Below are 12660 nucleotides of genomic sequence, written 5' to 3'. Positions count from 1 at the left end.
AGGAGTTATGTATCATGGCACAGTATGATGTAATTATTGTTGGCGCGGGTCCTGCCGGTATGACGGCGGCAATCTACGCGGCGAGAGCGGATATGAATGTTCTGCTTCTCGACAAGCTGGCCCCGGGCGGACAGATTATCAATACGAATGAAATTCAGAACTATCCGGGGGTCGGAACGATCAACGGAGCAGAGCTTGCGTATCAGATGTTTGAGCATACACAGCAGTTTGACAATATCGCGTTCGACTACGGCACGGTAAAGAGCATCACAGACGAAGGAAAAGTAAAGAGAGTCCTCTGCGAGGAGGATGACAAGGAATTCACGGCGAAAGCCATTATACTTGCTACCGGAACGAGACCGAGATGTCTCGATATCCCGGGCGAAGATAAGTTCCGCGGCAACGGAATCAGCTGGTGTGCCATCTGTGACGGAGCCCAGTACCGCGACCGTGACGTTGTGGTAATCGGCGGAGGCAATTCCGCGGTGGAAGAATCCATATTCCTTGCCGGTATTGTAAAATCACTGACGATTGTAACCATGTTTGATTTGACGGCTGATCCGATGGCCTGCGACAAGCTTCGCGCCATGGATCACGTAACTGTTTATCCATACCAGGATATCCTGGAATTTACCGGAGATACGAAGCTGACGGGCGTTCATTTCAAGTCCACGAAGACTGGCGAGGAGAACACGGTTTCCTGTGACGGCGTATTCGAATATATCGGACTCACTCCGACAACAGAATTCTTAAAGGATTTAGGCGTGTTAAACCAGTTCGGCTATGTGGAAGTAGATGAGAAGATGCACACAAAGACAGCCGGTATCTACGGAGCCGGAGACTGTGTGACCAAGAACCTGCGCCAGGTAATCACCGCCTGTGCGGATGGCGCGATCGCAGCTCAGGAAGCTTCCCACTACGTTCAGAATTTAGTGGATTAAGAAGCACAAAAAACGATTGCAGAGACAGCGATACATAACCACCTGTTCTCCCATGATAAACCATAACGCAATTTTATCGTTAGATAAAAAAATAGAATTTTACTTTATTGTTATTTTGCAATAAAATAAAAACAGTATGCTTAGAATGGGAAAACAGTGTGGAACTAATACAAAAAGATAGAAAGGAAGTAAGATTATGTTAAAAGAAGTAAACAGCGAAGAATTCAAAGAACTGGCCGGAAAGGGCCTGGTATTGGCGGACTTTTTCTCTACCACCTGTGGACCATGTAAGATGTTAGGCTTTGTATTAAAAGATGTGGAGAAGGAATTTGGCGATGATCTGACTATCTTAAAGATTGACTTCGATCAGAACAAGGACTTAACAGCGGAATATGGCGTGACGGGTTACCCGACCCTGGTTCTTTTAAAGGATGGCGTGGAAGTAGGACGTCTTCAGGGATTACAGCAGAAACCGGTTATTATCAAGCTGGTGGAAGAACATAAGTAAGATCTTAAATTAGAACCTAACTATAAAGAACAGATACGGGGAGGTATCATCATGTCAGTAAAATATTCATTTGAAGATCATATTGTAAACAGACAGTACGAAGCAGAGCAGGAGATGTTAAAGGAATTCGAAGCGGGCAATTACACAATTGCCAATCCGCTCGTAAAATATAACGCTTATCTTGTCAATCCGTTATCCGCAGTTGTATGTTTCCATACAGAAAAGGAAACAGCCATCACTATTACCGTGCTTGGCAAGACACCCCAGGGCAATATCAGCCACACATTCCCGAAGGCAAAGAAGCACGTGCTTCCGATCGTAGGTCTGTATTCCGATTATCAGAACAGAGTGGAGATTAGAGCTTACCGCGGCGAGTCCAATATTATCACCATCGATGTACCGGATGTGTTTGACGGCAAGGAAGTAATCTATTCCATGGATACGACTCCTGAGTATTTACAGGACAACATCATTTTAGTATCTCCGGCAGGCGAAGATCTGGCAGTTGGATTCGACTACGCAGGCGATGCAAGATGGCATATGACGATTCCGTGTGTATTCGATGTGAAGAGACTGAAAAACGGCAACTTAATCATGGGTTCCCACCGGGTAATCCAGATGCCTTACTATATGTCCGGTTTATACGAGATCAGCCCATGCGGAAAGATCTACAAGGAATTCCGTCTCCCGGGCGGCTACCATCACGATGAGTTCGAGATGGAGGACGGCAATCTCTTAAGTCTGACAGACGATTTAACCAGCGAGACAGTAGAAGATATGTGCGTTCTGATCGACCGCAATACAGGTGAGATCTTAAAGACCTGGGACTACAAGAAGTTCCTCGATCCGAAGAAAGTAAGCAAGTCCGGCAGCTGGTCTGACCATGACTGGTTCCACAACAACGCCGTATGGTACGACAAGAATACCAATTCCTTAACCTTCTCCGGACGTCACATCGATTCCATGGTAAACATCGATTATGAGACCGGAGAACTGAACTGGATCATCGGCGATCCGGAAGGATGGCCGGAAGAGATGCAGAAGTACTTCTTCAAGCCAGTCGGCAATAACTTCGGATGGCAGTATGAGCAGCACGCCTGCGTCATCACACCTGACGGTGATGTTATGTGCTTCGACAACCATCACTACGGTTCCAAGAACCCGGAGAAATATCTGGCGGCCAAGGATAACTATTCCAGAGGCGTCCGTTACAAAATCAATACCGATGACATGACCATCGAGCAGGTTTGGCAGTACGGCAAGGACAGAGGAGCAGAATTCTTCTCCCCATACATCTGTAACGTAGAGTACTACAACGAAGGACACTACATGGTTCATTCCGGCGGTATCGCATACGACACAGAAGGCAATCCTTCCGAGGCGCTGGGCGCATTTGCAAAGGATCAGGGCGGCCGTCTGGAGAGTATCACGGTTGAGATCTGTGACAACAAGAAGATGCTTGATTTACACGTACCGGGCAACTATTACCGCGGCGAGAAGCTGAAATTATACAGCGACGGCATCAACTTAGAGCTTGGCAAGGGCCAGATTTTAGGCGAGATGGGCGTTACGAAGGAATTCGATACCGAGATCCCATTAGATCCGTCAGGCGAGATGCTTCCGGAGAGCTGCAACGCGAGAATCGAAGACGAGATCGACCGTTTCACATTCTTCTCCCGTTTCGAGAAAGGACAGCTGGTTATGCTTCTGTTAGAGCAGGGCGAAGAGGTTCACCGCTACTTCATCTCTACAACGGCGGTTCCGTTCCTGGCGATGTGCTGCGGTACATTCCTCGATTCCGACGACAGAAATACGAGAACCAACATCAATAAGACAGGATTAAAAGGTACCTATGATCTTCGTGTTATCATCGATGACAAGAAGTATGAGACAGGCGTTACGATCAGCTGTTAATCATCAGTATCTGACACTGTTACAGGATGCAAGAAGACACATATAGACTGCAGGAGGGGGCCGCGATCGAAATACGTCCCCCCTTCGCAGGCTTTCAGGAGGGTTTATGGGAGTTTTATACAAAGAAGTAAAACATATCATTGACCAGCAGTATGAGGCGGAATCAAAATTTCTGGAGGAGTACAGAAAGGAAAGCCATACCATCACCAATCCTTTCGTTGTGCTTAATCCATATCTGATTGCGCCTCTTACCGCGCTTGTCATGTTTGAGAATGAAAAACCGGCTTTCGCCAAGGTTACGGTGAAAGGAAAAGAGGCGGCGGGAGACTATATGTACCGCCCGAAATCAGACGCAAGAAAGATGGTTCTTCCAATATACGGCCTGTACGAGGACTATGAGAATACCGTAGTCATCGAACTGAGCACAGGGGAGACCGCGACTCTTAAGATCGTGACAGAGAAGGCTTCCGAACGGTTAAAGAAGCCAACCTCCATCGAAACTACGCCGGAGTACATGGAAGACAACGTCATGATGGTAAGTCCGACTTCACCGGCTTATACGGCGGCTTACGACTATGCGGGGGACGCGCGCTGGTATAACACGCTGAATCTGGCTTTTGATTTAAAGCGTGTCCGCAATGGACGTCTTTTCGTGGGAACCGACCGTCTGGTGGCTCCGCCTTACCATACCACCGGCATCTACGAGATGGGAATGATTGGAAAGATCTATAAGGAATTCCGCATTCCGGGCGGATATCACCATGATGAGTGGGAGATGGAAAATGGAGATATTTTGATCTTGACCCAGTATCTGGCCCGTGGTACCGTAGAAGATGCATGTGTTATGGTAGACAGAAATACCGGAGAGATCTTAAAGGAATGGGATCATCAGGACGTGCTTCCTGTTTACCCGGTCGGCGGCTCCGGAAGCCAGGATGCACACGACTGGTTCCATAACAATGCGGTATGGTACGACAAGAAGACGAATTCTCTCACCTTCTCCGGACGCCATCAGGATATCATCATCAACCGTGATTTTGAGACAGGGAAGCTGAACTGGATTATCGGTGATCCGACCGGCTGGCCGGAAGACATGCAGAAGTATTTCTTCAAACCGGTGGGCGGGGACTTCGACTGGCAGTATGAGCAGCACGCCTGCATGGTGCTTCCAAACGGCGATATCATGTGCTTCGACAACGGCCACTGGCGTTCCAAGGAGAAGGAACACTACGTGGACGCGAAGGATAACTTCTCCCGCGGTGTGATCTATCACATCGACACGGACAACATGACGATCGAGCAGGTATGGCAGTACGGAAAAGAGAGAGGCGCCGAGTTCTTCTCCTGCTACATATGCAACTGTGAGTACTATGAGAGAGGCCATTATCTCGTTCATTCCGGCGGTATCGGCAAGCTGAACGGAGAATGGATGAACATGCCTGGCGCAGGTATGACGGCGGCCATCGACGATGGATCGGCTGAACTCAGTTCCATCACCGTAGAGGTGAAGGACGATGTCGTTCTGTATGAGATGCATCTGCCGGCCAACTATTACCGTGCGGAGAAGCTCCATTTATACGACGAGGGCGATGCAGTGACCTTCGGACGCGGGGAGGTTCTTGGAAGTATCGGTATGACCGAGGAATTCCTGACGGAAGTACCTGCAGAAGACGGCGGCATGGTCCCGGATTCCTATAAGACGAAGATTGCAAAGGAAGCAGACCGCCTTGTATTTAAGGCAAGCTTTGAAAAGGGCACGCTGGTCATGCTGAATTTAGAGGGCGAAAACGGAAGCCCGACACGTCACTACTTTGTTCCAACCACAAAGCGCCCGTTCCTGGCCATGTGCGTAGGCACATTCCTGGAGCACGATGAGAGAGCCGTGGAATTCCCTGTCAGCGGTGAGGGAATAGAAGGAACATATAAAGTTACCGTTACCATCGATGAAAAGAAATATGATACAGGAGTTACAGTAAACTTCTAAACAATTTCTTTATCATACCAACGAGACTGAAGGAGTCAATAAAAGGAGGATACACTCAATGGGTTACAAAGTAAGCTTTGAAGAAGCGAACAAGATCTTTGCAGCGCTCCAGGATGAATACGAAATCTGGGCACCGAAAAGATTTGTAGGAAAAGGAAGATATTCCGACACCGATATGATCAAGTATGACAAGATTAACACTGTAGAAGAGATCGAGTATATGGATAAGTCCGATTTCCCTGCAAAAGAAGTGTTAAGCCCGATCACAGAATCCCTGTTCTATTTCACAGAGGACGAGTACATTGAGAGCAAGGCTACAGGCAAGAAGCTTTTAATCTTCATGAGACCGTGTGATATCCATGCACAGCATCATCAGGAGAAGATCTACTTAAGCAACGGCGGCTTCGAGGACATGTACTATAAGCGCATGAACGAGAAAGTGAAAATCGTCATGATGGAATGTACCACAGGCTGGGATACCTGCTTCTGCGTAAGCATGGGTACCAACAAGTCCGAGGATTATTCCATGGCAGTCCGCTTCGGCGAAGGCGAGTTAAGCCTGGATGTGAAGGATGGCGCGTTCGCTCCTTACTTTGAAGGCAAGAACGAGTCCGGATTTAAGCCGGAATATGTTGAGAAAAATCAGCTGACCGTTGAAGTTCCGGAGATTCCGAACAAGGAAGTATTAACCAAGTTAAAGAACCACCCGATGTGGAATGAATACAATAAGCGCTGTATCTCCTGTGGTGCCTGTACCGTAGCCTGCAGCACCTGTACCTGCTTCACTACCACAGACATCATCTACAATGAAAATGCCAACGTTGGCGAGAGAAAGAGAACAACCGCTTCCTGTCAGGTTAAGGGCTTCTCCGATATGGCCGGCGGCATGAGCTTCCGCAACACAGCCGGAGACAGAATGCGCTTTAAAGTGCTTCACAAATTCCATGATTACAAGGAACGTTTCCAGGATTACCATATGTGCGTAGGCTGCGGCAGATGTATCGACCGTTGTCCAGAATACATTTCCATCGCTGCTACTGTAAAGAAGATGGCGAATGCGATCGATGAAATCGTTGCAGAAGAGAATAAATAGGGAGAGGTGGACGAAGAGATGAATAACATAGTAAAACCTGTTGCATGCAAGATTCTTGAAGTTAAGAGAGAAAGCTTACATGAATATACATTTAAAGTTGCAACCGATATTAAACCGGAGCACGGACAGTTCTTACAGCTCTCCATTCCGAAGGTAGGAGAGGCTCCTATCTCCGTCAGCTCTTTCGGCGACGGCTGGATGGATTTCACGATCCGTTCCGTTGGTAAAGTAACCGATGAGATTTTCGAGAAGCAGGCCGGCGATACCTTATTCCTTCGCGGCGCTTACGGAAAAGGCTGGCCGGTAGAGAAATTCCAGGGCAAGCATGTGGTAGTTATCACAGGCGGCACTGGTCTGGCTCCTGTAAAGAGCATGTTAAACATGTTCTATGACAATCCTGATTACGTAAAGAGCGTAACCTTAATCAGCGGATTCAAGAACGAGGAAGGCATCATCTTCAAGAACGACCTTGATAAGTGGCATGACAGATTTACCACATTCTATACACTGGACAGAGATCAGAAGGAAGGCTGGAACACAGGTTTCGTAACCGAGTTCGTTTCCAAGGTTCCATTTTCCGAGTTTGACGGCGATTACGAAGTAGTAATCGTTGGACCGCCGCCAATGATGAAGTTCACAGGCCTGGAAGCTGTTAAATGCGGCGTTCCGGAAGAGAAGATCTGGGTATCCTTCGAGCGTAAGATGTCCTGTGCTGTCGGCAAATGCGGCCACTGTCGTATCGACGAGGTTTATGTTTGCTTAGACGGCCCGGTATTCAACTATACACAGGCCAAATATCTGGTTGACTAAGGAAAGGAGCGAATAGAGAATGAATCACGATATTGATATTAAAAAAGTACGTATCAACTGTTTCAGACAGTCAAAAGTAGCGGGAGAGTTCATGCTTCAGCTCCGTGTTCCGGGCGCTTTAATCGAAGCGAAACACTTAACCATGGTTCAGGAAATCTGTGAGAAATGGGGCAACGGCACCTTCCACATGGGTACAAGACAGACCTTAAACATTCCTGGAATCAAATTTGAGAATATCGAAGAAGTAAACAAATACATCAAGAAATACATCTCCGATGTTGATATCGAGATGTGTAACGTGGATATGGAATCCGATGACTACGGCTACCCGACAATCGGCGCCCGTAACATCATGTCCTGTATCGGCAACGCACACTGTATCAAAGGCAACATCAACACCTATGAGCTGGCCCGCAAGATCGAGAAACTGATCTTCCCGTCCCACTACCACATCAAAGTAGCTGTCGCAGGATGTCCAAACGACTGTGTAAAGGCAAACTTTAACGATTTCGGTGTTATGGGTGTCAACAAGCAGGTTTATGATATTGACCGCTGTATCGGATGCGGCTCCTGTGTGGAGGCGTGTGAGCACCATGCAACAGGCGTATTAAGCCTGAATGCCAACGGAAAGATTGACAAGGACGCATGCTGCTGCGTAGGCTGCGGCGAATGTTCCCTGATCTGCCCGACAGGCGCATGGACCAGAGGCACCAAGAAGCTTTACCGCGTAACCTTAGGCGGCCGTACCGGCAAGCAGAATCCGCGTGCAGGCAAGCTGTTCTTAAACTGGGTAACCGAGGATGTTGTTTTAGGCATGTTCGGAAACTGGCAGAAGTTCTCCGCATGGGCGTTAGACTACAAGCCGGAGTACTTACATGGCGGTCACTTAATCGACCGTGTCGGATACAAAGAGTTCGTAAAACATATCTTCGAGGGTGTTGAATTCAATCCGGAAGCAAAGATGGCAGACGATATTTACTGGGCTGAGAACGAGCAGAGAGGCAATATGCACGTTATGCCGATCTCCCAGCACAAGCATGCCGGCCCGGCTGAAACAGCAAACTATACATTTACACAGAAATAAATAATGGAAAGGGAGGGCGCGCCATCTACATCAGACCACCGCGCCCTCCCTGTTTCATTGAAACACCGGGGTACGCAGAGCTGCTGCACATGATGCACGCTGCAAAGATACCCGGCGCGATTTGTTACGATAAAAAAGCAGGAAAATTGAGCGTACTGTGCCTCCTCAGAGACATCCCCATGGACTTCTCCCAGGCACGCACCCCGAAAATTGGTATAAAATTCCCCCTCACACCCCTTATCCAAAAAGTGAGTCCAATTTTCCCTCAATCATTCCCGCTTTTTTTATGGTTATATTTTCCCATTTCAATACATCTGTTACAAAACCCCTGTTTTATACATCTGTTCTAAATAAGAATTTTATGATAAAATAGACAGGTCTTAAAACACAGAAAGAAGAGGAAAACAATGGCATATTTCCCATTTTTTATGGATATAGAAGGGCAGCGATGCTTAATCGTCGGAGGCGGAATCGTTGCCTGCCGGAAGGTAGAGGTTCTTTTGGACTACGGACCGGAGATCGTCGTCGTGTCCCCTGAGATGACGGACCGTATGGTACGGTACGGCGAAACTGCGGGCGGTAAGGTAACGCTTCTTTGCCGGGAGTATCAGGAGGAAGACTTAGACGGCGTGGATTTTGTGGTCGCGGCCACGGCGGATGAAGAACTGAACCGGCGGATTTCCCTGGTCTGCAGAGAACGGCGGATTCCGGTGAATGTGGTGGATGTCAGGGAGGAATGCAGCTTCATTTTCCCGGCCCTGATCAAGGACGAGGATATTACCGTGGGAATCTCCACCGGAGGAAGCAGCCCCACCATCGCACAGTATTTAAAGGCAAAGTTCCGTGCTGCGATTCCGGAGGGCTTCGGGAGACTGGCTGCAGAGCTGGGGACGTACCGGGAGCTGGTGAAGGAGCGGGTGCCCAGCCTTTCTGTCAGAACCGCGGTCTTTAAAGAGATGGTTGAGGAAGGAATCCGTCAGGGCGGAACATTTACCAGGGAACAGGCAGAGCAGTTGATTGACAGAAAGTTAGAGGAATTGGAGAAAGACCATGAATAAGATGATTCGTATCGGGACGAGAAAGAGCGCTCTGGCGATGGTACAGACAGAACTGGTGGCGGAAGCGCTGAAACGCGTTCAGCCGGGACTTTTGGTCGAGACAGTGACGAAAGTGACGGAAGGGGACCGCATCTTAAATAAGCCCCTGCTGGAGTTTGGCGGAAAGGGCGTCTTCGTGACGGAATTCGAACAGGCGCTGTTAAAGGGCGAGATTGACTTTGCGGTACACAGCGCCAAGGATCTTCCCATGGATTTGGAGGACGGACTGGGGATCGTGGCCGTGCCCCCGAGAGAGGACCCGAGAGACGTGCTGATGACGCCTGCAGGAACCGACTTAAGCGCGAAAAAGGAGATTGTTATCGGTACCTCCAGCTTACGGCGTAGGCTCCAGATCGAGGCGCTGGGAAAGAAGCTGTGGCCCGGTTCAGCTGTGCGGTGTGAGGATATCCGGGGAAATATCCAGACGAGGATCAGAAAGATGGATGAAGGCCTCTATGACGCGATTATTCTGGCCGCTGCGGGCCTGAAACGCATGAAGATGGTAAATCCTCCGGCTGACGGTCTGGAAGAGTATTTTGAGACAAATGGGACGTATGATTTTCATTACTTTGACTGCGAGACGTTTATTCCGGCCGGAGGACAGGGAATTCTGGCCGTGGAGGGGCGGATCGAGGACAGGACCTGCGAGTTGGCGGTGCGCATCCAGGACGAGGAGGCGAAGACGTGCCTCATACTGGAACGGAAGATATTAAAGCTGCTGGAGGCGGGCTGTCACGAACCGATCGGCGTGTACTCCAGAATCAGGGACGAACAGATCGAAGTATTTGGAATCAACAGACGGGACGGAGAAACGAAGCGTGTGTATCTGACAGGCGGAACCGGGGAGCTGGAACTTCTTGCGGAACGCGCGGCGAAAGGACTGAGATAGAGATGAAGGAAACGGGTAAAGTATTTCTGGTCGGAGCAGGCCCTGGAGATCCGGGACTGATTACGGAAAAAGGGTTAAAGAGGCTGCGGGAATGTGATGTGGTGGTCTACGACCATCTGGCGTCTGAGCGCTTTTTAGACGAGGTTCCGGAGGAGAGCCAACGGATATATGTGGGGAAAAAAGCGGGCTGCCACTACATGAAGCAGGAGGAGATCAACCAGCTCCTGGTGGACCTGGCCAGGGAGGGAAAGAACGTGGTCCGGTTAAAGGGCGGTGATCCCTTTGTCTTTGGACGCGGCGGGGAAGAGGTGATGGCTGTTTCCCGGGAAGGCATTCCTTTTGAGGTGGTATCCGGAGTCACATCGGCGGTCGCCGCGCTGGCATCGGCGGGGATTCCGGTGACGCACCGGGCCGTCAGCAGGAGCTTTCATATCATGACCGGCCATACCATGACGGAGGCGGGGAAGCTGCCTCTAGATTTCTCGGAGTTTGCAAAGCTTTCAGGAACTCTGATCTTTCTCATGGGGCTGACTCATCTTCCGCTGATCGTAAAAGGGCTTCTGGAGAACGGAAAACCGGGAAGCATGCCAGCGGCGGTTATCGAAAAGGGCACGCTGCCAGGACAGCGCGTCGTGCGCGGAACGCTTGACACCGTGGAACAGCGGGTGGCGGAGGAAGGGATCGGAACTCCGGCCATCATCGTTGTGGGGGAAGTGACTGCGCTGGATTTCGCTTCCACGTATCACGAGCCTCTGGAAGGGGCCAGAGTGGCGGTGACCGGAACGGATTTGCTGGCAGCCAAGCTGAGAAAGAGTCTGGAGGAGGCAGGAGCCTATACGGAGTGTGTCCTCAGCATGGAACTGGAATCCCACCGGTCCGGTGAGGCGATGAAGACCGCCTATGAGAGACTGGCGGATTACGGATGGATCGTATTTACCAGCGCCAATGCGGTGCGTGAGTTCTTTCTCGGCCTTCTGGAGAGTGGAAGGGATAACCGCAGGCTCGGCCATGTGAAGTTTGCTGCCGTAGGTAAGGGAACGGCAAAGGAACTGCTCCAGTACGGATTTACAACGGATTACATGCCGGAGGAGTACTGCGCGGCCGCCCTGGCCGAGGGTCTTAAGAGCGTTGTGAAGGAGGGGGAACGCCTCCTGATCCCGAGGTCGGGAAAAGGCTCGCCGGAATTGGTTGAGATTCTGGACAGCGCCGGAATCGTGTACGACGATATCGTCCTTTACGATGTGGCAGAGCGGAGAAAGGAAGCGAAGGAAATGGCGGAATCCCTCAAAAAAGCGGATTACTTAACGTTTGCCAGTGGTTCCGGAGTGGACGCCTTCTTTGAAAATGCGGGTGAGGACGTGACCGCGCTTCTGGACGAGATACGTGTGGTGTGTATCGGCGATATTACGGCCAGAAAGCTGGAGGAGCACGGAAGAAAGGCAGATGTGACAGCTGCCAGATTTACGGTGGAAGGCATGACGGAGGCCATCTCCCGGGACTGGAACCGGGGAAGCGAAAACTGATTCTCACGCCTTCTGGAGTATTGATGGAAACAAGGAACCTGTCTATAGTGCTTAAATTCACTGAAAAATTCTGAAAAGATATAAAATAAAAACAATAAAATCTTAAAAAAACATAAAGTAGATAAACATTTCCGATTTGATCTTGATATATGTGAATTTTAGGTATATTTTATTACTAGAGGAATGTGAGTGTTCGTGGCGAGCCACTTCACCAGATTCGTGAGGGACCTCATCAGGTGGAGATGACATGCATCGCACGTAAGCGGTCAAAGGGCGCCCGCCAGGTGCTCATAGCAAGGAGGCAGGATCATGGATTATTTGGTTGTTTATACAAGTAATACAGGCAATACAGAAAAAGTAGCGATGAAAATATTCGATTCATTACCGGGCCGTTCGAAGGATATCCAGAGGCTGGAGGAGCTGCATGACGAGGAGGCGGATACCTACTTCGTGGGCTTCTGGAATGACAGAGGCACCTGCGGGAGCCGTGTGATGGAATTCCTATCCGGTCTGCACGGGAAGAAGGTGGCTCTCTTCGGAACCTGCGGGATGGGCGGAAGCAGTGAGTATTTTAAACAGGTAGAGAACCGGGTGTCCGTCTTTGTGCCGGAGGATAATGAGTATCTGGGCTGTTTCCTCTGCGGCGGCAAGATGATGCCGCAGGTACTGGACCGTTACAAACAGATGCAGGCCATCAACGATTCCCCCCAGATCCGGACAATGATAGCCGCGTACGAGGAGGGAATGCTTCATCCCGATGAACAGGATTTCCGGGATGCGGAAGCATTTGTGGAAGAGGCTCTTAATAAGTAACTGG

11 protein-coding genes are annotated in these 12660 nt (G+C 49.7%); all 11 read left to right on the top strand.

Going from position 1 to position 12660, the window contains the following annotated elements; all coding sequences use genetic code 11:
- Positions 1-11 precede the first annotated feature (11 nt).
- Positions 12-941, top strand: coding sequence for an NAD(P)/FAD-dependent oxidoreductase (locus H8S75_RS18040; RefSeq protein WP_349768944.1), 930 nt, complete (start codon positions 12-14; stop codon positions 939-941).
- Between the two features lie 196 nt (positions 942-1137).
- Complete coding sequence (locus tag H8S75_RS18035) at positions 1138-1449, top strand: thioredoxin family protein (protein WP_187022830.1); 312 nt, start codon at positions 1138-1140, stop codon at positions 1447-1449.
- Between the two features lie 51 nt (positions 1450-1500).
- Positions 1501-3363, top strand: coding sequence for an aryl-sulfate sulfotransferase (locus H8S75_RS18030; RefSeq protein ID WP_187022829.1), 1863 nt, complete (start codon positions 1501-1503; stop codon positions 3361-3363).
- 106 nt (positions 3364-3469) lie between these two features.
- A complete protein-coding gene (locus H8S75_RS18025) occupies positions 3470-5347 on the top strand; it encodes an aryl-sulfate sulfotransferase (protein WP_187022828.1) in 1878 nt (625 codons plus the stop codon).
- 58 nt (positions 5348-5405) lie between these two features.
- Complete coding sequence (asrA, locus tag H8S75_RS18020) at positions 5406-6440, top strand: anaerobic sulfite reductase subunit AsrA (protein WP_187022827.1); 1035 nt, start codon at positions 5406-5408, stop codon at positions 6438-6440.
- A gap of 18 nt (positions 6441-6458) precedes the next feature.
- The gene (gene asrB / locus H8S75_RS18015) at positions 6459-7250 is read left to right on the top strand and encodes an anaerobic sulfite reductase subunit AsrB (protein ID WP_002600905.1); all 792 of its coding nucleotides are present in this window, start codon (positions 6459-6461) and stop codon (positions 7248-7250) included.
- A gap of 19 nt (positions 7251-7269) precedes the next feature.
- Positions 7270-8334, top strand: a complete 1065-nt coding sequence (gene asrC / locus H8S75_RS18010; protein ID WP_055656294.1) for a sulfite reductase subunit C — start codon at positions 7270-7272, stop codon at positions 8332-8334.
- A 407-nt stretch (positions 8335-8741) separates the two neighbouring features.
- On the top strand, positions 8742-9392 hold the full coding sequence (locus H8S75_RS18005) for a precorrin-2 dehydrogenase/sirohydrochlorin ferrochelatase family protein (RefSeq protein ID WP_187022826.1): 651 nt from the start codon (positions 8742-8744) through the stop codon (positions 9390-9392).
- Positions 9385-10320, top strand: coding sequence for a hydroxymethylbilane synthase (hemC, locus tag H8S75_RS18000; RefSeq protein WP_187022825.1), 936 nt, complete (start codon positions 9385-9387; stop codon positions 10318-10320). The genes H8S75_RS18005 and hemC overlap by 8 nt, the downstream gene beginning before the upstream one ends.
- Positions 10321-10322: 2 nt before the next feature.
- Positions 10323-11843 (top strand): uroporphyrinogen-III C-methyltransferase, encoded by a 1521-nt coding sequence (gene cobA, locus H8S75_RS17995; RefSeq protein ID WP_187022824.1) that lies wholly within the window; start codon positions 10323-10325, stop codon positions 11841-11843.
- Positions 11844-12152: 309 nt separating this feature from the next.
- Complete coding sequence (gene bilS, locus H8S75_RS17990; RefSeq protein ID WP_187022823.1) at positions 12153-12656, top strand: flavodoxin family protein BilS; 504 nt, start codon at positions 12153-12155, stop codon at positions 12654-12656.
- The last annotated feature ends 4 nt before the right edge of the window (positions 12657-12660 follow it).

The sequence above is a fragment of the Hungatella hominis genome, from assembly GCF_014288005.1.
Lineage (GTDB): Bacteria > Bacillota > Clostridia > Lachnospirales > Lachnospiraceae > Hungatella > Hungatella effluvii.
The sequence above is the reverse complement of the archived record's forward strand: the minus strand, read 5'-3'. Positions and strand labels throughout refer to the sequence as shown.